This window comes from Roseateles sp. P2_H4 (assembly GCF_056403315.1).
Genome location: NZ_JBFUFR010000010.1, coordinates 1 through 22467, shown reverse-complemented (window position 1 = coordinate 22467; position 22467 = coordinate 1). Strand labels below are relative to the sequence as shown.

Genomic DNA, 22467 nt, shown 5'->3' with positions numbered 1-22467 from the left:
GGCGACCGCGTTGCGCCTGCCTGAAGCCGCCGGCCCGCGAACGGCCGAAGGCTCGGCGCTCAGGCTGTTGATCGTCGGCGACTCCTCGGCCGCCGGCGTCGGCGCCTCGCGTCAGGACGAAGCCCTGGCCGGCCGTCTCGCGCAGGCGTTGGCCACACGCCTGGGCCAGCCAGTTGGCTGGCAGCTCGTCGCGACCAGTGGCCACTGCAGCGAACAGGCCCTGGCCGCGCTGCAGGCCGCCGATGTCGCACCGGCCGATGTGCTGATCACCACGCTGGGTGTCAACGACGTTGTCGACCAGGTGGCGCCGCGCCAGGCGCTCGCGGCTCTGGACGGCATCCATGCACTGGCCGTCTCGCGCGCCGGCGTGCGCCTGGCGCTGCATTGCGGTGCGCCGCCCATGCAGCGGTTCCCGCTGCTGCCCCAGCCGCTGCGCTGGTTCTTCGGCCGCCAGGCGGCACGCTTCAACGCGGCGCTGGCCCGCACCGTCGCTGGCCAGCCGGGCCGCCAGGTTGTGCTGCTCCCTGAGTCCATGCAACGCAATGCCGTCGAATTGATGGCCGAGGACGGCTTCCACCCGGGCCCACGTGGCTATGCGCTGTGGGCCGAGGCGCTGGCCGACCAGATCGTGGCGTCGTTACCTCGGCTATCGATCCACTCATCAAGTTGAGCGTTGTGGGCCACGGGCCCTTCCTAGACTGCCCCCGCCGCAGCAACGCGGCAGCACCGGCCGCGCGAACCTGCAGACGGCGGGCTCAATAGGAGACAAAACATGCGGATCGATTTCCTCCGCCGGTGCTTGCGCCGGCTGGGCGCGGCAGCGTGCCTGCTCTTGGCGATGGTCACGGCGACGCCGGCGTTAGCGGCCCTGAGCCTCACCACCCTCTACGACGGCGGCAGCTCCGCGAAAGTGCAATACCAGGTGGACACCGGCGGCGGGCTGGTCTTCAAGGTGATGGCCTATGACAACGGCGTCAGCACCCAGTCCAAGGGTGACCTGTCCAGCATCCTCTACAACGGCGTGCAGTACGCCGATGCCAGCCGCGGCTCGCAGCTGAACTCGGGCTTCGATTACCTCTACAGCAATGTCTCGGCCGTCGACGTGCAGGCCCAGATGATCAGCAACACCGGCGTGGCCACGTCGGCCTCCACTGCGGACGGCGGCGTGGTCAGCGGCGGGGCCTATGTGAAGCTCACGGTGACGGTCTACAGCGCCAACGGTGGTGTGCTCAAGCACTACTACCTGGCCAAGAGCGGCGAGCCGCGCATCTACATGGGCACCTATTTCACCGAGGAGCCCGACACGCTGAACCTGGTGCGCTTCATCCTGCGCGTGCCCATCGCAGCGCTCTCCAAGGGCGGGCCGGCGGGCCTGCCCGGCGGCCTGGCCAGCAATGGCAGTTGGCCTCAGGACCTGCGCGGCACCGACGCGACGGTCGAAGCAAGCGACGTGTTCGGCTTCTCCAGCAGCACCACCAGTGCGGGGCAGACGCGCTCCAAGCACTACTCCAACATGCGCTTGAAGGACTGGCAGTATTTCGGCGGCCTGAACAGTGGCAGCACCGTGGGGCTGTGGTTCTACCGGGACAACAACGAAGGCAACTCCGGCGGGCCCTTCTATCGCAGCCTGCTCAACCAGATCACGTCCACCAACAACGAGCTGACCTATATCGTCAACTACGGTGAGGGGCAGACCGAGGCTTTCCGCATGGGCGTGCTCAACAGCTACACGTTGATGTTCACCGGCGGCAGCGCGCCCACTGCGCCCGACACGAGCTGGTTCGCGGTGATGGGGCTGGACGGCTACGTCGCCGCATCCGGCCGGGGCACCGTGGCCGGCGTCGGCCTGTCGGGCACCGATGCCAACTACGCCTACACGGTGGGCTTCTCCAGCGCCAATGCACAGTACTGGGCCACGGCCAACCTGGCCAACAACGGCTTCTTCAAGAGCACCGGCATGCGGCCCGGGACCTACACGCTGACGGTCTACAAGAACGAGCTGGCGGTCTACACCGGCAGCGTGACCGTCACGGCCGGCAACACGACGACGCTGAACACGCTGACGATCAACGCCGACCCATCCAGCACGACAGCGCTGTGGCGCATCGGCAATTGGGACGGTTCACCGGCCGAGTTCCTGAACGGTGCCAGGCTGACGACCATGCATCCGACGGACGTGCGCATGAGCAGTTGGTTGCCGGCCACCTTCGTGGTTGGCACGTCGAGCGCGGTCAGCGGCTTCCCGGCTTACCAGTGGAAGGACGTCAACAACGCGCGCGTCATCCAGTTCACGCTGACCAGCACCCAGGTGCAGAACCTGACGCTGCGCCTCGGCACGACGGCCGACTTCAACGGCGCCCGCCCGCAGATCACCGTCAACAACAGCTGGACGTCGGCCATCCCGACCGCGCCGCCCAAGGGCTCGCGCAACCTGACGGTGGGCACCTACCGCGGCGTGAACCGGCTGTACAGCTTCGACATTCCTTCGACCGCGCTGGTTGCCGGCAGCAACACGGTGACGATCAACGTCGTCAGCGGCACCTCCGGCACGGCCTATCTGAGCCCGGCGCTGTCCTACGATGCGGTCGATCTGATCGTCACCCCTTGACGCCTGGGCAGGCCCGACCAGTCAGGTCGTGATCGGCCTGGGCTTGCCTTCGCGATCGATGGAGACATAGGTCAGGTTGGCCTCGGTCACCTTGACCACGTGCAGGTTCTCCGGGTCACGCTCGGCCATCACCTCCACGTGCACGCTGATGGACGTGCGACCGACGCGCGTCACCGTCGCGTAGAAGCTCAGCAGGTCCCCGATGGACACCGGCTGCTTGAAGATGAATTCGTTCACCGCGACGGTGGCCACGCGCCCGCGCGAGATGCGAGCGGGCATGATGGAGCCGGCAATGTCCACCTGGGCCATGATCCAGCCGCCGAAGATGTCGCCGTTGGCATTCGAGTCGGCGGGCATGGGCATCACGCGCAGCACCAGCTCACGGGCATGGGTCTGGGGTTTTGCGGGGCTTGAATCCTGGGTCATCGCGTTCACTTGCAACAATTCATCGACGAACATTCTCGGTCCTGCGCTTGAGATCCCTCACATCAGCATCCTCCGTGCCAGCCACGGGCACCTCAGCTCCCGCCACGTCGGGCGACTGGGGCACGGTCGGCCGCTTGCTGCCCTATCTGTGGCGCTACCGCTGGCGCGTCGGCCTGGCGCTGGCCTTCATGGTGGGCGCCAAGGTCAGCAATGTGGGCGTGCCCCTGCTGCTCAAGCACCTCATCGATGCACTGGACCTCAAGCCTGGCGCGCCTCAGACCCTGCTCGTCGTGCCCCTGGGCGTGCTGCTGGCCTATGGTGCGCTGCGGCTGTCGACCTCGCTGTTCACCGAACTGCGCGAGCTGATCTTCGCCAAGGCCACCGAAGGCACGGCGCGCAGCATCTCGCTGCAGGTGTTCCGGCATCTGCACGACCTCTCCCTGCGCTTTCACCTGGAGCGCCAGACCGGTGGCATGACGCGCGATATCGAGCGCGGCACGCGGGCCGTGCATTCGCTGATCAGCTATTCGCTGTACAGCATCGTGCCGACGCTGATCGAGGTGGTCCTGGTGCTGACGCTGCTGGGCGTCAAGTTCGACGTCTGGTTCGCCGGCATCACCATCGCGGCCCTGGTCGTCTACATCGGCTTCACCGTCGTCGTGACCGAGTGGCGCACCAAGTTCCGCAAGGTGCTCAACGAACTGGATTCGGTCGCCCACAGCAAGGCCATCGACTCGCTGCTGAACTACGAGACGGTCAAGTACTTCAACAACGAGGATTTCGAGTCCCGCCGCTACGACGAGAGCCTGGAGAAGCTGCGCCTGGCCCAGCTCAAGTCGCAGCGCACGCTGTCCATGCTGAACACCGGCCAGCAGCTCATCATCGCCGCGGCGCTCGTGCTGATGCTGTGGCGCGCCACGCAGGGCGTCGTGGATGGGCGCATGAGCCTGGGCGACCTCGTCATGGTCAACGCCTTCATGATCCAGCTCTACATCCCGCTGAACTTCCTCGGCGTGATCTACCGCGAGATCAAGCAGGCCCTGACCGACATCGAGAAGCTGTTCCGCCTGCTGGACCGTGACCGCGAGGTGGCCGACACGCCCGGCGCGACCGAACTGGCCGTGCGCGGCGGCAGTGTCGTCTTCGAGGACGTCCGCTTTGCCTACGACCCGGTGCGGCCCATCCTGCACGGCGTCAGCTTCGAGATTCCGGCCGGCAAGAAGGTCGCCGTCGTCGGCCCCAGCGGCTCGGGCAAGAGCACGCTGGCGCGGCTGCTCTACCGCTTCTACGACATCGACTCGGGTTCTATCCGTATCGACGGCCAGGACATCCGGTCCGTGACGCAGTCCAGCCTGCGCAAGGCCATCGGCATCGTGCCCCAGGACACCGTGCTCTTCAACGACACGGTGGCCTACAACATCGCCTATGGCCGGCCGGGTGCCAGCCAGGACGAGGTCGAGGGCGCCGCGCGTGCCGCCCATATCCACGCCTTCATCGCGGCCACGCCGCTCGGCTACGACACCATGGTCGGCGAGCGCGGCCTGAAGCTGTCCGGCGGCGAGAAGCAGCGCGTGGCCATTGCGCGCACGCTGCTGAAGAACCCGCCCTTCCTCATCTTTGATGAAGCCACGTCGGCGCTGGACTCGACCAACGAGCGCGCCATCCAGGCGGAGCTGGAGGCTGTGGGCCAGAACAAGACCGTGCTGGTCATCGCCCACCGCCTGTCCACCGTCGTCGACGCGCACGAGATCCTCGTGCTGGAGCAGGGCCGCATCATCGAGCGCGGCCGGCACGATCAGTTGCTGGCGCAAGGGGGCCGCTACGCCGAAATGTGGCGGCTGCAGCAGTCAAACGACTAGTGGGGCTTCTTGGGCTTTTCGAAGCTCTTGGGCCGGTAGACGTTGCCGTCCCACTCGCCATCCGTGCGGCTGTCGCGGGCGTCATGCAGGGCCGACTCGCGGGCGCGGCGGATGACGCGCTCGGCTTCCAGCGCTGCCGCCCGGGTCTGGCGCTGGCGGCGGCGCCAGCCGGTGAGCCGGGCCATCTGCAACTGCACCCAGGACACCAGCGCAGCCACGCCGGCATCCACCCGCGCCTGCAGCCGGTAGGGCAGGGCCATGTGCACCGCCAGCGCGATACAGACGGCAAGGCCGGTGGCAGCGAGCAGGGTCTGGAACATGGCCTGAACTTAACCTAAACCGACGCCTGCGACCACCTGCAACCACCCGCGTTAGGGGGGATGGTTACGCTTTCTGTTCGAGGGACCACAACGCCAGCATGGCGTCAGGAATCTTCCGGCTGGCTGCGTCGCGCTCGGCGGCCGACCCCTCGGACAGCCCGCCTTCCTCGCCGCCCAGGGCCGCGATGGGCGCCAGCAGGTCGGCTGTTTCGGCGCTGTCGAACAACGGCCCCCAGGCCTCGGGCGCCAGGTCGACGGCCATCAGGAAGCCCGTGGCCCAGTCCTCGGCGTCGGCGTATTCGGTGTTTTCGTCCTCGCCGTCCGCAAAACTGAAGATCGGCTCCCAGGCCTTGGGGGCGTGCGCCCAGGCCATGGCGATGGATTGCACATGGCGCAGCACCGCCATGACGACCTTCTTGCGCTGCTTGCCGCTGGCGAAAGGCTTGGGGTCGGGCTCCTGGTCGCCGCCCCAGACGACCGGAATCCAGGTTTCACCGGGCAGCTCGGCCAGCTTCTGCGGTGACAGCAGCAGGCCGGTCAGATAGCCGTCCAGCGCCTCGATGTTCATCGCGCCGTCGCTGGGCAGGACCGAAAGCAACTCGTCCAGATCGTCGAGTTCCTCGTCGCTCAGCGGGCGGTTGTCGGAGGCAGGGTTGTAGTGGGGATACTGCATGGGGGCGTCCTATGGCTCGCGGGTTCAACCGTGGCGGCCGTGGCGGCTCTTGGGTTTCTTGCTGTCCAGATCGGTGAGCTGGGCCTTCAGCAAGGCCATCAGCACCCGGGCGTTCTGCTCCGTCATCAGGATGATGGTGCTGGGTTCGATGCCCTCGATGGGCGTCTTGGGGGCGACCGTGGCGTCCACCTTGAACAGGATCTGGCCGTGCTGGTTGGCGGACGCGGCCTTGAACTTCTGGATTTCGATTTGGTGCGTTTTCATGGGGCGTGCCGGACGAATGAGGGGTGCGGCAAACCGCCATCTTGCCATTCCGGGCGGCGAGACTTAAGGTGGCGCATGGCAAGGCCCGCTCGACTCGAGATTGCCGGCGCCGTTTATCTGGTCGGCGCCCACTGCCCGTTCGAGAGCGGGCAGCAGGCTTTCGTCGATGACACCGACCGTGCCGAGATGCGTTCGCTGCTGGCCCAGGCCCTGCACCGCTTCGACGCCCAGGCCCTGGCCTACGCCCTGCTGCCCGACCACTACCACCTGCTGCTGTTCACCCGCCGCGCCAATCTGTCGCAGCTGATGCGGCATGTCAACGGCGTCTACACCCAGCACAGCCAGCTGCGCCATGGTTTTCGCGGGCCGCTGTTCCAGGGGCGCTTCCATGCCGTGCTCGTCGACCGCGAGCGCTATCTGCTGGATGCCTGCCGCTACATCGACCTCAACCCGGTCCGCATGGGGCTGGCCCGCGGCGCGGCAGGCTGGACGGGCTCCAGCTTTCGCGCCCTGGCGGGCATGGAGGACGCGCCCGAATGGCTGGATGTGGATGGCCTGCACAGCCATCTGCTGGGCCGGCCCGCCACGACGCCGGCCCAGCACCGCCTGGCCGGCGAGCGCTATGCCCGCCTGGTCGCGTCCGACCCCGGCCTGCAGCTCTGGCCAGGGCGGCTGCGTGAGCAGATCTTCCTGGGCGATGCCGCCTTCGCCGCCCGCATGCGGGCGGCGGCCATCGCGCCGCGCCGCGTCGCGCGCACGGGCTTCGGCGAGTGGTTGAAGCGTGCCGGCGGCATCCGCGAACAGGCGCTGTGGCTGGCGCATGCCGAGGGTGGTGTGGCGATGACGGACCTTGCCGGCCAACTGGGCCTTTCCGTTTCGCGCATCAGCCGGCTGATCGCCGCCGCCGAAAGAGCGGTTTGAGGCGCCGCGCGCTGCTGCTGGCCGGCCTGCCGATCACGGCGCGGGCAGCGGACTACGCCGGCCCGCTCTTCGACGCGCATCTGCACTACAACGACGACGCCCAGGCGCCCCATCCACCGGCTGATGTGCTCGCGCGCATGAGCCGCGCCGGCGTGCGCGGCGCGCTGGTCAACAGCCGGCCCAACGACGGCACGCTGCGCCTGGTGGCCGAGGCCGGGCCGCAATGGATGCCCTTCATCCGCCTTTACCGCAACCGCGCCGACTACACCGGCTGGTTCGCCGACGACAGCATCCGCTTGATGGTGCTCGAGCTGCTCAAGCGCGGCAGCCCGGCCGGGCCTTTCCGCGGCCTGGGCGAATTCCACCTCTACGACAGCGCCAATGCCGATGGCCCGACGGCCGTCGCGTTGATGAAGCTGGCCCGCGAGCGTGGCCTGACGGTGCTGGCCCATGTGGACGACGTCGCCGTCGACAAGCTGCTCGGCCATGCGCCGGGCGCATCGCTGATCTGGGCGCATTCCGGCATCTCCGGCGAACCGCTGCCGCGCGTGAGGGAGCTGCTGGCCAAGCATCCGGGCTTGCGCGGCGAGCTGTCCTACCGGCCTGGAATCACCTTCGACGGCCGTCTCAGCGACGACTGGCGCGCCTTGTTCGTCCAACACCCGAGCCGCTTCCTGATCGGTTCCGACACGTGGGTCGTCCAGCGCCTGCAGCACTACGAGGCACTGTTCGCCGACTACCGCGCGTGGCTGGGCCAGTTGCCGATCGAGGTCGCTCAGCGCATCGCCTGGGGCAACGCCGCCGAGCTTTTCAAACTTAGAGTTGCTTGAAACGATGGGCGTAGGCCGGGCTGACCTCCAGCGTCTCCGGCCTGTCCTTCAGCGCGATGCTGAGCTTGCCGCTCAGCGATCGGCTCACCGACTTGATGGCCCGCGCGTTGACGATGGTGGAGCGGTGGACCTGCCAGAAGTGCTCGCCGTCCAGGCGAGCGACGAGGTCCTTCAGCGGCACCGAGATCAGCGCCTCGCTGTCGGCCGTGACGACGGCGACGTATTTGTGGTCGGCGCGGAAATAGGCGACGTCCTCCACCGTGATGAGCTGCAGCTCGCGGCCGCGCTGCACGGTGATCCAGCGCAGCGGCTCCACGGCGGCCACCGTCGCGGTGCGGGCAGCCAGGCCGCCGAGGTCGGCAGGTGGCAGCGTCAGCCTCTCCTTGAGCCGCAGCAGGGTCTTGGCCATGCGCACCGGGTCCAGGGGCTTGAGCAGGTAGCCGACGGCACCTTCGTCGAAGGCCTGCACCGCATAGCGCTCGTGCGCCGTGATGAAGACGACATGGGCGCGGCGGCCGATCAGCTGGGCCACTTCGAGGCCGGACAGCCCCGGCATCTGCACATCCAGGAAGCAGGCCTCGGGCGCCAGCTGCTCGACCAGGCGCAGCGCCTCGTGGCCATCGCGCGCCATGCCGACGACCTGGGCCTCGGGCCACTGGCGCAGCAGCTCCTCGCGGATCTCGGCGGCGAGCAGGGCCTCGTCTTCGGCAATCAGAATGCGGGTCATGTCAGTGGCGCCCGGCCGCCCGAAGGCACTGACGCGCCCCCTCGGGGGGCAGTGAGCGGAGCGAGCGTGGGGGCTTCTTCATGTCGGGGTGGGCCAGCGCAGTCGGAACAGCGGCAATTCTTCTTCAATCAATTCCAATGCGGCGCCGTCGCCATGCACGGCGCGCAGCCGCTGGGCCAGCTCGGCCACCGGCACCGCTTCGGCCGCGCCCCGCGTGCGTTCGGCGTCCGGCCCCAGCGCCTGCAGCCGCAGCTCGGCCATGCCGGCACCGGCATGCAGGGACACGCTCCACAGCGTCGTGCCTTCGTCCAGCAGCGGGCGCACCAGCGGCAGCAGCACCATGGGTGCCAGCGGCCAGTCTGGGGGCTCGGCGAGGCCGGCCAGGTGCAGCCTCTCGGTGTGCTGGGCATCGGTGGCCACCAGCCGCGCATAGGCGCGCAGGGCGACGATCTCACGGGCCAGCGTCGACACCTCCGCTTCGACGTGGGGCTGCAGCGCGCGCAGCAGCTCGATCAGGGCGGCGAGCCGAGCCTGGGCACGCAAGGGTTGGCTCAGCAGTTCCTCGTCGATGGCGGCCAGGCGCTCCGACAGCAGGGCCGGGTCGACGCGCGCCTGCAGGGCCAGCAGCTGCGTGGCGGCGAGCTGGCGTTCGCGCCGGGCCGCCGCATCCTGCAGCGACGCCAGCCGGGCCTGGGCACGCTGCGAGAAGCGCAGCTGCACATAGACGGCCACGCCCAGGCCATGCCAGATCAGCGTCGTGCTGGCCAGCGCGAAATCGTTCTCCCAGGTCCACCAGTCGGCCTTGCCCAGCAGCGGATACAGCCGCGGCGCGATGAGCCAGACGCCGCCGAAGACGGTCAGCCCGACGACGCCCATATAGGCCGGCCAGGCCGGCAGGCGGCCCGCATCGACGAGGGCGTCGGCCAGGCGCAGCAGCAGCACGGCGGGGATGCCGAACTGGATGACGTTGTAGGCCAGCGCGCTCAGCGCGTCGCTGCCCGACATGCCGTTGTCCAGCGGCGTGCCATTGGCCACCAGCGTGGCGGCGCCGACCAGCAGCATCCAGCCGGCGTCGCTGGGGCGCAGCAGCAACTTGCTCATCATGGCAAGGGCAGTTGCACGCGGGCGATGAGGCCGCGCGGTTGGTTGAGGTGCAAGCTCAGCCTGGCCTCGGCACCATGGGCGGCGGCCAGCCGCGCGCGCAAGGTGGCCAGGCCCGTGCCGCTGCCACTGCTGCTGCTCATGCCGGCGCCGGTGTCGGCCACTTCCAGCCGCAGCGTGCCCGGTTCGTCGGGATCGGGCCCGGCGCGCACGCAGATCTCGCCGCCGCCCACTTGCGGGGCGATGCCGTGCTTGATGGCGTTCTCGGCCAGCGTCAGCAGGCAGGTGGAGGGCACGATGACGTCGTCCAGCCCCGGCGCGATCTCGTAGCGCAGCACCAGGCGGTCCGGTCCGATGCGGCGCTGGTGCAGGGCCAGGAAGGCGGCCACCAGTTCCAGCTCGCGCGCCAGCGGGGCCTCGGCCTGGCGCAGCTCGGGCAGGGCGGCGGCCAGGTAGCGGCGCAGGTCGGCCAGCATGGCGTGGGCGGCCTGGGCATCGGTGCGTGCCAGGCGGCGCAGATGGGCGAGGGTGTTGAACAGGAAATGCGGTTCGACCTGGGCCTGCAAGAGGGTGGCCCGGGCTTCGTCGAGCTGGCGGGCCAGGGTCTGTTCGTCGCGTTGCAGGCGTTCGGCATCGGCCTGGCCGCGCGAGCCGCGCTGGCGGTATTCCAGGCCCAGGCAGACGCAGGCGGCAAAGGTGATGAGGATCTGCAGCGTGTAGGCGTTGAGGCGGCCATCCGGCGCGCCGACGGTGTGGAGGACACCGTTCAGCGTCGCGAACAGCAGCGTCAGCCCGCCGATCTGCACGGCCAGCCCCCAGCGCCGTGCCCGGCCGGCGCGCGGCAGCAGGGGCTGGGTCAACGCGGCCGCCAGCCACAGCCCCCACAGCAGCACGGCCAGGCCCAGGCCGCCCTTCAGCCCCACGCCGCCGCCGCAGCCGTGCTCGCGCCACAGCGCGCAGCGCACGGCAGTTGGCAGCAGCAGGGCCATGGCCAGCGCAGCGCTCAGCGCGGCAGCGGCGAGCACGGCGCGCCAGCGCAGCAGGGCGACGCGATCAGGGGCAGAAGCAGGGGCCATCAACGCGGAGTGTCACCGGGCTTGGCCTGGGCCAGGCTGGAAGACGCGGCGGCCGCGACGGCCCGGGGTGCGGCGTCGGCAAAGCGGATGTTCATGACGTAGCGCTGCGGCGTACCGCGCTGGCATTCCAGCGTGGTCATCGCGATGCGCACCGGGCTGCGATACAGGCGCGAGCCGTCCAGCGCGATCACCTGCGCGCGGCCTTCGGCATCCACCTCGAACTCGACGTGCACCTCGCCGTCGTGGCCGATGCGCTGCTTGGCGCTGGCCAGGTATTCGGCCAACTGCTCGCCGGCCTCGGGGCAGGTTGCCGGATTGGCGGGCGCGGCCCAGGCCGGCGCAGCGGTGACGGCGGCGAGCAGCAGCAGGGGCAGGATGGCTTTCATGGGAACTCCTCGGGGGTTGGCAATGACGCAAAGTTAGAGATCGCCGCGGCCCGGGTCAGCAGCCGCCGGACCAAGTTCGGGAATCAGCCGACGAAGCCCGCGCCGCGCCCGACGGCGCAAGGCCCCCATGACTTCCGTCAGGCCTGTCAGTGCAGACGCGCGACCAGCCCGGCGGGGCGGCGGAGGGCGCTAAGCTGGCGGCCTTGCCTTGCCTGGAGACGCCCGATGCGCCGCTTCGTCCTGACCGCCCTGCTGCTGACCGCTTCCGCCTGGGCCGCCGACATGAGCCCGCCGCCGGAGATCAAGCCCGCCGCGGCCGACCCGCTGGCCACGCCGCGCCGCCTCATCGCGGGCAAGGACTGGGTCGGCGCCCTCGCCGCCTTGCGCGCCCAGCCCCAGGCCGGCAATGCCGACTGGCACAACCTGATGGGCTACACGCTGCGCAAGCAGGCCACGCCGCAGCTGGCCGAGTCCGAGGTCGAATACCTGCAGGCCCTGCGCATCGACCCCAACCACCGCGGCGCCAACGAATACCTCGGCGAGCTCTATGTGATGAAGGGCGACCTGCCCAAGGCGCGCGAGCGCTTGGCGGTGCTGGAGAAGGTCTGCCCGAGCGGCTGCGAGCAGCGCGAGGACCTGCAAAAGGCCATCGCCGCGGCGACCAAATAACAGCTCGCGGCCTACACAGCCGGCAGGCGCGCTGCGCCTACCATGCGCGCCATGCTGAAGTACCTGCTCCAACGCCCCTGGCTCGCCGCCCTGGTCGGCGCGCCGCTGGCCCTCCTGCTGGTGGGCGCCATCGTCGCGGCCCTGATCTGGGCCCAATTGCCGGCGCTGGATGCCCTGACCGACTACCAGCCCCACCAACCCCTGCGCGTGCTCAGCGAGGAAGGCCAGCTGCTGGGCGAGTTCGGCGCCGAACGGCGCCGCTTCGTGCCGCTGAAGGACATCCCCAAGCCCTTGCAGGACGCGCTGCTGGCCGTCGAGGACAGCGACTTCTATGTGCACTCCGGCATCGACTACAGCGGCATCGGCCGGGCCATGCTGCACAACATCCTGCACCCGACCCGGCTGCAGGGCGCGTCCACCATCACCCAGCAGCTGGCCCGCAACATCTTCCTGAGCAACCGCCAGACCTTTGCGCGCAAGGCCCAGGAGGGTTTGCTGGCCATCAAGATCGAGAAGAATCTGACCAAGGAGCAGATCCTCGAGATCTACATGAACCAGATCTCGCTGGGCAACAAGGCCTATGGCTTTGGCGCCGCGGCGGAGCGCTATTTCGGCAAGTCGCTGGACAAGCTCAACACCGGCGAGATCGCCGTGCTCGTCGGCTTGCCCAAGGACCCGAATCGCCTCAACCCCGCCCTCTACCCGGAGCGTGCCAAGCGCCGCCAGGCCGTCGTGCTGGGCCGCCTCGTCGCGGTGGGCCAGATCACCGCCGAGCAGGCCCAGGCGGCGCGCGAGAAGCCGCTGGACGTGCGCCGGCCCAAGCGCCTCTCCGGCGTGGCCGACCATGCCGCCGAACAGGTGCGCGCCGAGATGGTCACGCGCTACGGCGAGGAGGCCTACACGCGCGGCCTGACCGTCTACACGACGCTGCGCTATGCCGAGCAGTCGGCGGCCCAGGAGGCGCTGCGCCATGCGCTGTTCGAGCTGGAACGCCGCCAGCCCTTCCGCGGCCCCGAGGCGACGCTGGAGCTGCCTGACGACAAAGGTGACGAGCTCGACGAGGCACTGGAGGCCGGCTTCGACGCCCACCCCGATCTAGGCGAACTGCGCACCGCCATCCTGCTCAAGGTCGACAAGGGCGCGGCCGAGCTGGTGATGGCCGACGGCGAGAAGATCACGCTGAAAGGCCAGGCGCTGCGCTCCCTGGCCAACGTCAAGCGTGGCGCCGTGCTGCGGGTGCTGGAGTCCGGCAAGCAGTGGCAGCTCAGCCAGACGCCGCAGGCTGAAGGTGCCGTCGTCACGCTGGACCCGGGCACCGGTGCGATCCGCGCGCTGGTGGGCGGTTTCGACTTCGCGCGCAACCAGTTCAACTCCGCCACCCAGGCCTGGCGCCAGCCGGGTTCGGCCTTCAAGCCCTTCATCTACTCCGCCGTCATCGAGCAGGGCGCCTGGGCCGGCACGCTGGTCAGCGACCAACAGGTGGAAGTGGGCGACTGGTCGCCGCGCAACTACGACGGCCAGTACGAGGAGGCGCTGACGCTGCGCCAGGGCCTGGCCCGCTCCAAGAACATGGTCACCATCCACCTGGTGCAGGCCCTTGGCCCGCAGCGCGCCCGCGCTTGGGCCGCGCGTTTCGGCCTGGACGAGGACAAGCAGCCGCTGAACCTGACCATCGCGCTGGGCACCGGCTCCGTCACGCCGCTGCAGATGGCGCAAGGCTATGCGGCGTTTGCCAACGCCGGCCAGATGCCGGTGGCCTGGCTGATCGATCGCGTGCAGGACGCGCAGGGCGCGGTGCTGTGGAAGGCCGAGGCGCCGCGGTTCAGGACGGCCGTCAGCCCGCGCAATGCCTTCATGACCTCGCAGCTGCTGGCCGCCGTTGCGCGCGAAGGCACCGGCGCGCGAGCGAGTTCATTGCTCGGCCGCTGGGACCTCTACGGCAAGACGGGCACGACCAACGACGCCATCGACGCCTGGTTCTGCGGCTTCCAGGCCACGCGGGCCGGGGCGGTGTGGATAGGCTATCCGCAGCCCAAGTCCCTGGGCGAGCGCGAGAGCGGCGGCGGCCTGGCCCTGCCGGTCTGGGCCGCGACGATGGCGGTGGCCTTGAAGGGCCAGCCCAACACCCAGCTGGCGCCGCCGGCCGAGGGCTTGGTGCAGCAAGACGGCAACTGGTTCTATTCCGAGTTCGCCGGCGACCTGGCGATCACGCGCATCGGCCTGCCACCTCCGCCACCGCGGGTTGAGGAGGCGGCGTCGGAGCCGGCGCCTTCAGCGCCGCCGATCAACCAGTAGCGGTCGTCGGGCTCATTGCCCGGCCGGCGGCTCCCACAGCTCGAGCTTGTTGCCATCCGGGTCCATGACCCAGCCGAACTTGCCGTACTCCGAGTCCTGCGGTTCGCCGACGACATTGCAGCCTTCTTCGCGCAGGACCGCGAGCAGGCCGTGCAGGTCGGCGACGCGCAGATTCAGCATGAAGGCGGCCGTGCTCGGCGCGAAATAGCCGGTGTCGGCCTTGAAGGGGCACCAGTTGGTGCCGCCCGCGCCACCCGGGTTGTCGGGCGTGGCCCAGGGGAAGGTGACGCCGCCCCAGGCCTCGACGGGAAAGCCGAGGTGCTTGGCGTACCACTCGGCCAGGGCCTTGGGGTCGGGTGATTTGAAGAAGATGCCGCCGATGCCGGTCACGCGTTTCATGGGTTCTCCTTGAAGTCGCGCGATTTCAGCACGCCTCAGCCCTGCCAAGGCCCCCTGACCTCGCCCCAGCCCCACTTGGGCATGGGCGCATCGACATCCACCGTCACGCCGGGCTGGGAGTTGATGACGGCCAGGCGCGAGCCCCATTCGAGATAGCCCACCAGCGCGGAGCGGAACTCCGGGTCATCGGGCATGCCGAGCTCGTCGGCAGTGTCCAGCAGCAGCGCGACCCAGGCGCGGCGCTGGGCCTGGCTGAGGTGGCGGTCCAGGTGCTGGCGCACCATGTGCGGGTGACCGCCATGCTCGGCAGAGTAATGGGCCGGGCCGCCCAGCACCTCGGCCAGGAAGGCGGCCACATGGGCCGGGTGCTCGCCGTTCATGTGGGCGAAGACGGGTGCCAGCAGGGCGTCGTCCTTGACGCGCTGGTAGAAGCGCTCGGTCAGCCGCAGCAGGGCGGGCAGGCCGCCCAGCCAGTCGTAGAGGGTCGGGACTTGGGGCTCGTTCATGAAAGGCCTCGGTCTTGGAGATGGGCGCGACTTGGGGACGGCGCTGGCGATGACAAGCGGGTGTTTGCCCGCAATCAGACGGCCGCGAATGCGAGCTGCGCCAGGCGCAGGGCTTGGACGGGATCGGCTGCGGCCGTGATGCCGCGGCCGATGACGACATGGGTGGCTCCCGCGCGTGCCGCGGCGTCCGGCGTCGCGGTGCGCACCTGGTCGCTGGTCGTGGATGCGGGCATCTGGATGCCGGGGCAGACGATGAGCATGCCCACGGGCAGGGCCTCGCGCAGCCAGGCCGCCTCGCGGGCCGACGCGACGACGCCGTGGCAGCCGGCTTGCGCCGCCAGCCGGGCCAGGCGCAGCACCTGGTCCTGCACCGAAGGCGCGAGGCCGAGCTCCGGCAGATCGGTGTCCGACAGGCTGGTGATGACCGTCAGGGCCAGCACACGCAACTGCGGATAGGGCTGGGCCGCGGCCACCGCCGCCCGCAGTGCGGCCGAGCCGGCCGAGGCATGGACCGTCACCAGCGTGGCGCCTACGCGGTCGGCGGCCTTCACGGCGCCGGCGACCGAGTTGGGAATCTCGTGCAGCTTGAGGTCGAGAAAAACCTGCTTGCCGGCCGCCGCCAGCTCGCGGGCGAGCTCGGGCCCCGCCTCGGTCAGCAGCTGCAGGCCGATCTTGTAATGATCAGCCGCGGGGCCGAGCCGCCGCACCATGTCGCGTGCCTCGGCGGCGGATTCGAAGTCGAGGGCAACGATGACGGAATTGGACATGCGGCGCAACTATGCCAAACGCGGTTGCCCCTTCAGCGCCAGCCAAAGCGCGAACGCCAGCTCGCCCACGAGGGCCGGCAGCAGGATGGCCGGAAACAGCAACTGGGCAAAGGCAGGCGACAGCAGCAGCGCGAAGCTGTTGACCAGATAGCAGACGCCGGCCACGCCGATCAGCACACCGAGCACGCGCGGCAGCACGCCGCTGCGGGCGATCAGCCAGCCACGCAGCACGCAGGCAAAGCCGAAGAAGATCAGGCCGATGCCAAAGCCCTGGCTGTGCAGGTTCACGGCAAACAGAGAAAGGGCATCGCGCTGGCCCGGCAGAAAGGCCGCGGCCATGGACGGGCTGGTCAGCATCTCAAGCGCGGCCAGCGCCTGCACGCGGTTGGCCACCAGCACGCAGGTCTGCACGAGGTTGAGGCCGGTGGCCGTCAGCGCCAGCGGTTCGTTCACCGGCTTCAGCAGCCGCCACATCATGACGATGATGGGCAGGTCCAGCGCCTGCATCAGCAGGTCGGCGACCAGACCGCTGCGCCACAGCAGCGGGTTGGCCGCGATGCGCTGGGCCGTCGCGGCGGCGTCGCCGGCCACGACGAGGCTGCCGCGTACCCAGGCTTCGCTGTACAGGCCCAGCGCAATGATGGCGAGATAGCACAGCCCGGAGATGCGCAGTTCGCGCGCGCTGACGTTGTTGCTCATGCGGGCCTCGCTGCATGCCAGGCGCGGCGGGCGACACCGCGCACCAGCCACGACAGGCCGGCGATGACGCCGCCGATCACGGTGGGCAGCACGGCGCCGAAGGTCCAGCTCATGCCGAGCACGAAGCCGAACAGGCTCTCGGCTCGATGGGCGGGAAGCAGCAGGGCCAGCAGCGGCAGCAGGCCCATGAAGATGATGCCGGTCAGGTCCTGCAGATGCAGCGCGAAGCTCAGGGCCAGCGAGGCGCCCAGCAGCAAGGGCAGGGCGAAGCCGATGACGACGGGCCCCCATTCGCGTCGAGTGGCGCCGGCACGGGGCAGGCGGCCGGCCGCCCAGGCGGCGAGGGCGGGCAGCAACAGCAGGCCCCAGGCGTTGGACAGGCCGGGCAGGTCGGGGCGCTGCAGCAGATGGTGGGTGACGATGCCGCCGTGCAGGGCCTCCCAGCTGAGGTGAACAGTCTCGGCCAGCAAGGCCAGGGCGGCGAGGGTCAGGCGCGGTGGGGCAGCGGTCGATGCTTGCATGGTGGTGGAGTGTGACGAAGCAGCGGCGCAGCTTGCCGGTGCCGGCGCCGGGTCACGACGCCGCTGCGACGGGCGGTTGCGGCGTGGTGACCAGCCGCAGCGAGGGCCGACAGCCGGTGTGGCGTTTAACGGAAGCAACGCCGGGTAACAGCTGTCCGGCGGGCGCGGCCCTAGAGTCGGGGCATTCGCCACGACCCTGGTCCTCGCCCATGCGCCATCGCCTCTTGATCGTTGCCGTCCCGACCCTGCTGGCCCTGCTGCTTGCCGGTTGCGCCACGGTGCGGGAGGGGCGTGAGACGCGTGGGCGGGAAGGGCGCGACGCCCACATGGCCCAGGCGGCGTCGGTGGCAGGCGTGGCGGTGGAGAGCTTTGGCAAGCCGGGCTGGGCGCGCAAGGGCGACTTCTCGCTGAGCGGCCAGCGCGTGCGCTACGAGCGGGGCGCCGACCGGCTGGCCTTGTTCGAACCCCTGCCGGGCAATCTGCGTGCGCCGCTGAACTTCAGCTGGCAGGGCCCGGCGGGCGACAGCGCGGCCGTCTGCGAGGCCTGGACGCCCGAGGCCAGCGCCAACGGCCGCCTGACCGACAGCAAGCCCTGGGTGCTGAGCTGCCGCTGGGGCAGCGCCCCGGCCGCCATGCTGCAGATCGGCGAGGGCGAGATGCGCCGCGGCAAGCTCAGCCGCGAAGGCGCCTACCGCCGCGGCGAGCTGACGGTGGGGCTGCGCTCGGTCCATCTGCTCGATGGCAATGTGCAGCCGCAGACAGCCGCCACGGGCTACGAGATGCTTTATCAGGGCACCGTCGTCGGCAGCCTGGACCTGAGCGGCAGCCAGCCGCGACTGCGCCGTCCCGACCCGGCCACGCCGCTGGGACGGGCCGTCACCGAGGCCGCCCTGGCGCTGGCGCTGGCCTGGGAGCCGAGCTGACGGGCCTCAGCGCCTGGCGCGGCGCGCCATCGACAGCGCGAGGAAACCGGCCAGCACCAGCGGCAGGCTGCCCGGCAGGGGCAGCCTCTGCTGGACGAAGACGCCGTTGAACCACATCTGGCTGATGGAGTCGGTCAGCACGAAGTTGATGGCGGCGCTGAGGGTCTGGCCGGGCGCAAACGAGCCGAGGGCGAAGGCCGCGAGGCTGTCACCGGCGCCGACACCGAACACCGGGTTCAGCGCTGCGAAGCTGATGTCGGTGTCGCTGAGCTTGATGAAGCGGTCCTCGTTGTCGGCCTCGGCCGTCAGATTGCCCTGGCGGAACAGGCCGGCGGCGTTGTCCCATTGCATGGCGTTGGCATTGACCGGCGAGCCGTTGACCCATTGCGAGGTCACGATGAAGAACAGCGGCCCGGTCGCGAAGGCGTTGTTGTTGGTCCAGTCGAGCGGCGTGACCCAGCGCGACGTGCCATTGCCGAGGTTGGTGATGAAGGGGCCGCCGGTCTGATTGGTACCGATGGAGCCGATCACCTCATAGGGCGCGGCCAGCAGCAGCGTGGGGGCGAACAGCAGCGCAGCGAGCCAGAGGCGTGCGCGGAGGACGAGGGACGTCATGGCAATCCTTTCCGGGAGGCGGGAACGAGCCATCGGACGTTGCGCCGCTGCCGGCTCAGGGTCAATCGGGGCAGCGCCAGCTTCCACCGCTTTCAGGGGGGAGGGTGGCTGCCAATTGAGGATCGGGCTGGCGTCAGCCGGCCAGTTTCAGCGTCGGCACGCGGCGGCGCAGGGGCTGGGCCTTGACGATGCTGGAACTGGTCTGGGCGCAGTCGGCCAGGCGGTCCAGGGCCTGGTCGAGATGCTCGATGGAGCGCAGGGCCAGGCGCAGCACGAAGCAGTCGTCGCCGGTCACCTTGTCGCACTCCAAGGCCTCGGGCATGTCCTCGATGCGCTGCTGCACCTGGGCCAGTGCACCGGGCATGGGCCGCACGCGCACGATGGCCTGCAGCGTGAAGCCCAGGGCCAGCGGGTCGATGTCGATGGTGAAGGCGCGGATCACGCCGCGCTCCTTGAGCCGCGTCAGCCGCTCCGACGTGGCGGGCGGTGACAGGCCAATCGCCTCGGCCAGGTCCTTCAGCGGCGCGCGGGCGTCGGCGGCCAGGGCGGCCAGCAGCAGGCGGTCGGTGTCGTCGATCATTATTCGGTGGTGATAAAAAAATGCCGTTGTCGATTCTGCCAAGTCATCAATCTGCCGTCTCGAATGCATGTATCGATCGGGTTGACCTTGAAACAATGACCACCTCGTCATTGCAAGGAAGCATCTTGTCCCCCACCACCCGTGGCGCCCTCGAGATGGGCGGTGCGATGAGCCTGCTGGGCTCCATCGGCTATTTCGTGCTGTTGTCCGGCCTGGCGCCACTGGACGTGGTGTTCTGGCGTTGCGGCTTCGGCCTGCTGACGCTGGCGCTGCTCTGCACGGTGCTGGGCCTGTGGCGCCGGCCGAGCGCGCGGGAATTGGGGCTGGCCGTGCTGGGCGGCGTGGCCATCGTGCTGAACTGGGTGCTGCTGTTCGGCGCCTATGGCCGGGCCTCGGTGGCCGTGGCCACGGCGGTCTACAACCTGCAGCCCTTCCTGTTGATGGGCCTGGGCGTGGTGTTCTTCGGCGAGCGGCTGAGCGCGGCGCGGCTGGCCTGGGTGGCCCTGGCCTTTGCGGGCATGGTGCTGATCGTGCAGGCCAAGCCCAACGCCGGTTATGTCGGCGGCGACTTCGGGCTGGGCGTGGCGATGGCCCTGGGTGCGGCGGCGCTGTGGGCCGTGGCCGCCGTGGTTGCCAAGCGCCTGAGCGGCATGCCGGCACCGTTGATCGCGCTGATCCAGGTGGCGGTGGGCCTGCTGATGCTGGCGCCGTTTGCCGACTTCGGCCAGCTGCCGCAGACGGCGCGGGGCTGGATGCCGCTGGTCGTGCTGGGTGTCGTGCACACCGGCCTGATGTATGCGCTGATGTATGCCGGCGTGCAGCGCCTGCCGACGGCCCTGCAGGGCGGGCTGTCCTTCCTCTACCCGGTGGTGGCCATCCTCGTCGACTGGCTGGCCCTGGGGCATGAACTGGCGCCGCTGCAATGGCTGGGTGCGGCGGCCATCCTGCTCGGTGCTGCGGGCCTCTTCAGGGTTTCTCGGCCAGCGCCTTCAGGTTTGCCAGCCCCGCGTCGAAGTCCGGCCCGACCATCTTGTCCATGAACAGGCCCATCCAGCGGTACATCGGGTTGCTGCCCATGTCGCCGTCCATGGACCAGGTCACCTGCGTGGCGCCGCCGTTGGTGTCGAGGCGGAAGTCGCCGGTCGAGGTGGTGTTGAAGTCGGGGAAGTAGAGCTCGTAGCCCAGGCGCTTGGGCGCCTCGGCCGTCGTGAAGGTCATGCGGCCGTCGCCCTGGCTCTTGCTCTTCCAGGCCCAGACGGCGCCGGCGCCCGACGCCGGGCCGCTGTATTCGATGGCCATGGCCGGGTCGCGCTGGTTCCAGGCGCTCCACTGCTTCCAGCCGCGCGGGTCGGCGATGAGGGCGTAGATCTTGTCCGGCGCGGCGTTGATCTTCACCGTGCGCGAGAGCGTGTATTTGGGCGACAGCAGCAGGCCGCCCACGCCCAGCAGCAGGCACAGCGCGACCACCGCGATCAGCAGGACCTTGAGCGCTTTCATTGGGAGTCTCCCGGGAATTGAGATGGGCGGACTGTGGGGGGCCTGCGCCGGCCACACAATCCGCACAACTTCGGACGCTTCCTCATGACTGTTGACGCCAACCTCGCCGCCACCTACGCCGAACAGGGCTATCTCGTCATCCCTGGCTTCAAGAACGCCGCCGACATCGCCGCGCTGCGCCAGCGCGCGCTGGACCTCGTCGACGCCTTCGACCCGGGCGAGCAGCGCCCCGTCTTCACGACCGAGGAGCAGCAGCGCCATGTCGACGACTACTTCCTCGACAGCGGCGACCAGATGCGCTGCTTCTTCGAAGAGGAGGCCTTCGACGCGCAGGGCCGGCTGCGCGTGCCCAAGGAGCTGGCCATCAACAAGATCGGCCATGCCATGCACGACCTCGACCCGGTCTTCAGCGCCTTCTCCAAAGGCGAGGCGCTGCGCGGCGTGGCGGCCGAGCTGGGCCTGGCCGGGCCGCAGGTCTGGCAGAGCATGTTCATCTTCAAGCAGCCCGGCATCGGCGGCGAGGTGCGCTGGCACCAGGACGCCAGCTTCTTCGAGAGCGACCCCGTCACGGTGACGACCTTCTGGTTCGCGCTGGAAGACGCGACGCTGCAGAACGGCTGCCTGTGGACCGAGCCCGGCGGCCACAAGGGCCAGCGTGGCGTGCTGCGCGAGCGCTTTGTGCGCGAGGGTCGCAAGGCCTGGATGGAGCAGATTGACGCCACGCCCTGGCCGGCGGCGGACTCGAAGCAGGCCATCCCGCTGGAAGTCGAGGCCGGTTCGCTTGTCGTCTTCCACGGCCTGCTGCCGCATTACTCCGCGGCCAACCGCTCCGCCAAGTCGCGCCACGCCTACACCCTGCACGTGACGGACGCCGCCAGCCGCTACTCGCCGCGCAACTGGTTGCAGCGTGACGAGAGGTTGCCGGTGCGGGGTTTCTAGCCCCTCTGCTCACAACGCTCACAAGCGCATACATCCCGGGCCCTTTGTCCTACAAGGCGAAGGTGCCTGCACCGGCAGGGCGCGCCGTCGGGTCACCTCAAAGTTGTCTCCACCGCAAACGTCGACCACGACGATCTGGAGGCAGATATGAAATTCCCGAAATCGATGCACGCCGAGGGTTGGGCCAGCCACCTGGAAGAGACCAAGCCCGAGCATCTGCCCGATGCCCTGAAGACCGGCCAAGCCAGGCCCGCCGTGGGCCCGGCGCGATTCAAGCCGACAGGGGCGGGCGCCAAGATTTCCATCCACGCGCCGCTGCAGGCAACGGCAGCGACCGACACGCCGCGCGTCGACCCCGTCTTCGCCCGGCCCCAGCCGAGCGTCGCGTCGGCGGCTGCCATCCAGCGTGATCGCCAGATGAGCTGGATGATCCCCGCCGGTGCCGGCGCCGCCATCATCGCGGCCGTGGCCATCTGGGCCATGAACCGGCCGAGCAGCGCACCCGTCACGCCGCCTGCCATGGTGGTGGGCAGTGCCGAGCCGCAGACCGAAGTGGCCGCGGCCACGCCGGCGGTCGAGACGCCTGCAGCTTCGCAAGCCCCGGAAAGCGCGACGACCACGGTCGCTGCCGCGCCGGCGCCCGTCGAGCCTGCGACGCCGAGCGTTGGCCTGCCTGTGACGACGAGCCGCCCGGCCGTCGAACCGCGCCCGGTGGTGGCCCAGGCCCCGGTGCCAGCCGCGCGACCCGACATGGTGCTGCGCGCCGCGCCGGCGACCCCGGTCGCCACGCTGCCGCCGCCGACCACCGTCGCCGCCGCGCCGGTCGACGCCCAGCCGCTCAGCGTGCCGCCCGGCTCGGCGCCCAT

Annotated in this window: 26 protein-coding genes and 1 pseudogene; 11 read left to right on the top strand and 16 right to left on the bottom strand. The window is 69.6% G+C overall.

Annotated elements, in window-relative coordinates:
• The first annotated feature begins 10 nt into the window (after nt 1-10).
• Together AC1DW3_RS09695 and AC1DW3_RS09690 are read left to right on the top strand one after the other, a co-directional pair.
• Complete coding sequence (locus AC1DW3_RS09695; RefSeq protein ID WP_477930874.1) at nt 11-670, top strand: SGNH/GDSL hydrolase family protein; 660 nt, start codon at nt 11-13, stop codon at nt 668-670.
• A 102-nt stretch (nt 671-772) separates the two neighbouring features.
• The gene (locus AC1DW3_RS09690; protein WP_477930872.1) at nt 773-2608 is read left to right on the top strand and encodes a rhamnogalacturonan lyase B N-terminal domain-containing protein; all 1836 of its coding nucleotides are present in this window, start codon (nt 773-775) and stop codon (nt 2606-2608) included.
• 21 nt (nt 2609-2629) lie between these two features.
• Here AC1DW3_RS09690 and AC1DW3_RS09685 read toward each other — a convergent pair whose 3' ends face one another.
• Entirely contained in the window at nt 2630-3034 is a 405-nt protein-coding gene (locus tag AC1DW3_RS09685) for an acyl-CoA thioesterase (protein ID WP_477930870.1), read from the bottom strand.
• A gap of 74 nt (nt 3035-3108) precedes the next feature.
• Here AC1DW3_RS09685 and AC1DW3_RS09680 point away from each other — a divergent pair, with 74 nt between their 5' ends.
• On the top strand, nt 3109-4893 hold the full coding sequence (locus tag AC1DW3_RS09680) for an ABCB family ABC transporter ATP-binding protein/permease (protein ID WP_477930869.1): 1785 nt from the start codon (nt 3109-3111) through the stop codon (nt 4891-4893).
• Here the strand turns inward: AC1DW3_RS09680 and AC1DW3_RS09675 are convergent.
• The 3 genes from AC1DW3_RS09675 to AC1DW3_RS09665 all read right to left on the bottom strand — a co-directional run bounded on the left by AC1DW3_RS09675 (nt 4890) and on the right by AC1DW3_RS09665 (nt 6150).
• Complete coding sequence (locus AC1DW3_RS09675; protein WP_477930867.1) at nt 4890-5213, bottom strand: hypothetical protein; 324 nt, start codon at nt 5211-5213, stop codon at nt 4890-4892. The two genes, AC1DW3_RS09680 and AC1DW3_RS09675, sit on opposite strands and share 4 nt — an antisense overlap.
• Nucleotides 5214-5277: 64 nt before the next feature.
• Complete coding sequence (locus AC1DW3_RS09670; RefSeq protein WP_477930865.1) at nt 5278-5886, bottom strand: UPF0149 family protein; 609 nt, start codon at nt 5884-5886, stop codon at nt 5278-5280.
• Between the two features lie 24 nt (nt 5887-5910).
• Nucleotides 5911-6150: a hypothetical protein gene (locus tag AC1DW3_RS09665; RefSeq protein WP_477930863.1), complete on the bottom strand. Its 240-nt coding sequence runs from the start codon at nt 6148-6150 to the stop codon at nt 5911-5913.
• A 75-nt stretch (nt 6151-6225) separates the two neighbouring features.
• Between AC1DW3_RS09665 and AC1DW3_RS09660 the strand changes: the two genes are divergently transcribed.
• The gene (locus AC1DW3_RS09660) at nt 6226-7071 is read left to right on the top strand and encodes a transposase (protein ID WP_477930861.1); all 846 of its coding nucleotides are present in this window, start codon (nt 6226-6228) and stop codon (nt 7069-7071) included.
• Nucleotides 7068-7901 carry an amidohydrolase family protein gene (locus AC1DW3_RS09655; protein WP_477930859.1) on the top strand — a complete coding sequence of 278 codons (834 nt, stop codon included), beginning with the start codon at nt 7068-7070 and terminating at the stop codon, nt 7899-7901. The genes AC1DW3_RS09660 and AC1DW3_RS09655 overlap by 4 nt, the downstream gene beginning before the upstream one ends.
• On the opposite strand, the gene AC1DW3_RS09650 is transcribed toward AC1DW3_RS09655, so the two are convergent.
• From AC1DW3_RS09650 to AC1DW3_RS09635, 4 genes are all read right to left on the bottom strand, one after another.
• Entirely contained in the window at nt 7888-8628 is a 741-nt protein-coding gene (locus AC1DW3_RS09650) for a LytR/AlgR family response regulator transcription factor (RefSeq protein ID WP_477930858.1), read from the bottom strand. The two genes, AC1DW3_RS09655 and AC1DW3_RS09650, sit on opposite strands and share 14 nt — an antisense overlap.
• A gap of 78 nt (nt 8629-8706) precedes the next feature.
• Nucleotides 8707-9729 (bottom strand): LytS family sensor histidine kinase, encoded by a 1023-nt coding sequence (locus AC1DW3_RS09645; RefSeq protein WP_477930856.1) that lies wholly within the window; start codon nt 9727-9729, stop codon nt 8707-8709.
• Nucleotides 9729-10805, bottom strand: coding sequence for a sensor histidine kinase (locus tag AC1DW3_RS09640; protein ID WP_477930854.1), 1077 nt, complete (start codon nt 10803-10805; stop codon nt 9729-9731). The genes AC1DW3_RS09645 and AC1DW3_RS09640 overlap by 1 nt, the downstream gene beginning before the upstream one ends.
• Nucleotides 10805-11191 (bottom strand): hypothetical protein, encoded by a 387-nt coding sequence (locus tag AC1DW3_RS09635; protein ID WP_477930852.1) that lies wholly within the window; start codon nt 11189-11191, stop codon nt 10805-10807. Before AC1DW3_RS09635 ends, AC1DW3_RS09640 begins: the two co-directional genes overlap by 1 nt.
• Before the next feature lie 225 nt (nt 11192-11416).
• Here AC1DW3_RS09635 and AC1DW3_RS09630 point away from each other — a divergent pair, with 225 nt between their 5' ends.
• Together AC1DW3_RS09630 and AC1DW3_RS09625 are read left to right on the top strand one after the other, a co-directional pair.
• Entirely contained in the window at nt 11417-11860 is a 444-nt protein-coding gene (locus AC1DW3_RS09630; RefSeq protein ID WP_477930850.1) for a tetratricopeptide repeat protein, read from the top strand.
• Nucleotides 11861-11911: 51 nt separating this feature from the next.
• Nucleotides 11912-14155 (top strand): penicillin-binding protein 1A, encoded by a 2244-nt coding sequence (locus tag AC1DW3_RS09625; RefSeq protein ID WP_477930848.1) that lies wholly within the window; start codon nt 11912-11914, stop codon nt 14153-14155.
• A 12-nt stretch (nt 14156-14167) separates the two neighbouring features.
• Here AC1DW3_RS09625 and AC1DW3_RS09620 read toward each other — a convergent pair whose 3' ends face one another.
• From AC1DW3_RS09620 to AC1DW3_RS09600, 5 genes are all read right to left on the bottom strand, one after another.
• Complete coding sequence (locus AC1DW3_RS09620; RefSeq protein ID WP_477930847.1) at nt 14168-14554, bottom strand: VOC family protein; 387 nt, start codon at nt 14552-14554, stop codon at nt 14168-14170.
• Nucleotides 14555-14589: 35 nt separating this feature from the next.
• Nucleotides 14590-15060, bottom strand: a complete 471-nt coding sequence (locus AC1DW3_RS09615) for a group II truncated hemoglobin (protein WP_477930846.1) — start codon at nt 15058-15060, stop codon at nt 14590-14592.
• Between the two features lie 74 nt (nt 15061-15134).
• Nucleotides 15135-15827, bottom strand: a complete 693-nt coding sequence (gene pyrF / locus AC1DW3_RS09610) for an orotidine-5'-phosphate decarboxylase (RefSeq protein WP_477930844.1) — start codon at nt 15825-15827, stop codon at nt 15135-15137.
• A 9-nt stretch (nt 15828-15836) separates the two neighbouring features.
• The gene (locus tag AC1DW3_RS09605) at nt 15837-16526 is read right to left on the bottom strand and encodes a DUF4386 domain-containing protein (protein WP_477930843.1); all 690 of its coding nucleotides are present in this window, start codon (nt 16524-16526) and stop codon (nt 15837-15839) included.
• Entirely contained in the window at nt 16523-17047 is a 525-nt protein-coding gene (locus AC1DW3_RS09600) for a hypothetical protein (RefSeq protein ID WP_477930842.1), read from the bottom strand. Before AC1DW3_RS09600 ends, AC1DW3_RS09605 begins: the two co-directional genes overlap by 4 nt.
• A gap of 209 nt (nt 17048-17256) precedes the next feature.
• Here AC1DW3_RS09600 and AC1DW3_RS09595 point away from each other — a divergent pair, with 209 nt between their 5' ends.
• Nucleotides 17257-17970, top strand: coding sequence for a hypothetical protein (locus tag AC1DW3_RS09595; protein ID WP_477930840.1), 714 nt, complete (start codon nt 17257-17259; stop codon nt 17968-17970).
• 6 nt (nt 17971-17976) lie between these two features.
• Here the strand turns inward: AC1DW3_RS09595 and AC1DW3_RS09590 are convergent, their stop codons facing one another.
• Complete coding sequence (locus AC1DW3_RS09590; RefSeq protein ID WP_477930838.1) at nt 17977-18585, bottom strand: hypothetical protein; 609 nt, start codon at nt 18583-18585, stop codon at nt 17977-17979.
• A gap of 133 nt (nt 18586-18718) precedes the next feature.
• On the bottom strand, nt 18719-19165 hold the full coding sequence (locus tag AC1DW3_RS09585) for an Lrp/AsnC family transcriptional regulator (protein WP_477930836.1): 447 nt from the start codon (nt 19163-19165) through the stop codon (nt 18719-18721).
• Nucleotides 19166-19260: 95 nt separating this feature from the next.
• Between AC1DW3_RS09585 and AC1DW3_RS09580 the strand changes: the two genes are divergently transcribed.
• Entirely contained in the window at nt 19261-20205 is a 945-nt protein-coding gene (locus tag AC1DW3_RS09580) for a DMT family transporter (protein ID WP_477930835.1), read from the top strand.
• Here the strand turns inward: AC1DW3_RS09580 and AC1DW3_RS09575 are convergent.
• On the bottom strand, nt 20132-20662 hold the full coding sequence (locus AC1DW3_RS09575; protein WP_477930833.1) for an SRPBCC family protein: 531 nt from the start codon (nt 20660-20662) through the stop codon (nt 20132-20134). The genes AC1DW3_RS09580 and AC1DW3_RS09575 overlap by 74 nt on opposite strands.
• An 84-nt stretch (nt 20663-20746) precedes the next feature.
• Between AC1DW3_RS09575 and AC1DW3_RS09570 the strand changes: the two genes are divergently transcribed.
• Both AC1DW3_RS09570 and AC1DW3_RS09565 read left to right on the top strand, forming a co-directional pair.
• On the top strand, nt 20747-21601 hold the full coding sequence (locus AC1DW3_RS09570) for a phytanoyl-CoA dioxygenase family protein (RefSeq protein ID WP_477930831.1): 855 nt from the start codon (nt 20747-20749) through the stop codon (nt 21599-21601).
• Nucleotides 21602-21748: 147 nt separating this feature from the next.
• Nucleotides 21749-22467: pseudogene (locus AC1DW3_RS09565) on the top strand (hypothetical protein); the annotation flags it as partial.

Bases quoted from the DNA above. Each gene is read 5' to 3' on its own strand.
- AC1DW3_RS09690 (WP_477930872.1), top strand. From the start codon at position 773: ATGCGGATCGATTTCCTCCGCCGGTGCTTGCGCCGGCTGGGCGCGGCA.
- AC1DW3_RS09685 (WP_477930870.1), bottom strand. From the start codon at position 3,034: ATGACCCAGGATTCAAGCCCCGCAAAACCCCAGACCCATGCCCGTGAG.
- AC1DW3_RS09675 (WP_477930867.1), bottom strand. From the start codon at position 5,213: ATGTTCCAGACCCTGCTCGCTGCCACCGGCCTTGCCGTCTGTATCGCG.
- AC1DW3_RS09670 (WP_477930865.1), bottom strand. From the start codon at position 5,886: ATGCAGTATCCCCACTACAACCCTGCCTCCGACAACCGCCCGCTGAGC.
- AC1DW3_RS09665 (WP_477930863.1), bottom strand. From the start codon at position 6,150: ATGAAAACGCACCAAATCGAAATCCAGAAGTTCAAGGCCGCGTCCGCC.
- AC1DW3_RS09660 (WP_477930861.1), top strand. From the start codon at position 6,226: ATGGCAAGGCCCGCTCGACTCGAGATTGCCGGCGCCGTTTATCTGGTC.
- AC1DW3_RS09650 (WP_477930858.1), bottom strand. From the start codon at position 8,628: ATGACCCGCATTCTGATTGCCGAAGACGAGGCCCTGCTCGCCGCCGAG.
- AC1DW3_RS09645 (WP_477930856.1), bottom strand. From the start codon at position 9,729: ATGAGCAAGTTGCTGCTGCGCCCCAGCGACGCCGGCTGGATGCTGCTG.
- AC1DW3_RS09640 (WP_477930854.1), bottom strand. From the start codon at position 10,805: ATGGCCCCTGCTTCTGCCCCTGATCGCGTCGCCCTGCTGCGCTGGCGC.
- AC1DW3_RS09635 (WP_477930852.1), bottom strand. From the start codon at position 11,191: ATGAAAGCCATCCTGCCCCTGCTGCTGCTCGCCGCCGTCACCGCTGCG.
- AC1DW3_RS09630 (WP_477930850.1), top strand. From the start codon at position 11,417: ATGCGCCGCTTCGTCCTGACCGCCCTGCTGCTGACCGCTTCCGCCTGG.
- AC1DW3_RS09625 (WP_477930848.1), top strand. From the start codon at position 11,912: ATGCTGAAGTACCTGCTCCAACGCCCCTGGCTCGCCGCCCTGGTCGGC.
- AC1DW3_RS09620 (WP_477930847.1), bottom strand. From the start codon at position 14,554: ATGAAACGCGTGACCGGCATCGGCGGCATCTTCTTCAAATCACCCGAC.
- AC1DW3_RS09615 (WP_477930846.1), bottom strand. From the start codon at position 15,060: ATGAACGAGCCCCAAGTCCCGACCCTCTACGACTGGCTGGGCGGCCTG.
- pyrF (WP_477930844.1), bottom strand. From the start codon at position 15,827: ATGTCCAATTCCGTCATCGTTGCCCTCGACTTCGAATCCGCCGCCGAG.
- AC1DW3_RS09605 (WP_477930843.1), bottom strand. From the start codon at position 16,526: ATGAGCAACAACGTCAGCGCGCGCGAACTGCGCATCTCCGGGCTGTGC.
- AC1DW3_RS09600 (WP_477930842.1), bottom strand. From the start codon at position 17,047: ATGCAAGCATCGACCGCTGCCCCACCGCGCCTGACCCTCGCCGCCCTG.
- AC1DW3_RS09595 (WP_477930840.1), top strand. From the start codon at position 17,257: ATGCGCCATCGCCTCTTGATCGTTGCCGTCCCGACCCTGCTGGCCCTG.
- AC1DW3_RS09590 (WP_477930838.1), bottom strand. From the start codon at position 18,585: ATGACGTCCCTCGTCCTCCGCGCACGCCTCTGGCTCGCTGCGCTGCTG.
- AC1DW3_RS09585 (WP_477930836.1), bottom strand. From the start codon at position 19,165: ATGATCGACGACACCGACCGCCTGCTGCTGGCCGCCCTGGCCGCCGAC.
- AC1DW3_RS09580 (WP_477930835.1), top strand. From the start codon at position 19,261: ATGACCACCTCGTCATTGCAAGGAAGCATCTTGTCCCCCACCACCCGT.
- AC1DW3_RS09575 (WP_477930833.1), bottom strand. From the start codon at position 20,662: ATGAAAGCGCTCAAGGTCCTGCTGATCGCGGTGGTCGCGCTGTGCCTG.
- AC1DW3_RS09570 (WP_477930831.1), top strand. From the start codon at position 20,747: ATGACTGTTGACGCCAACCTCGCCGCCACCTACGCCGAACAGGGCTAT.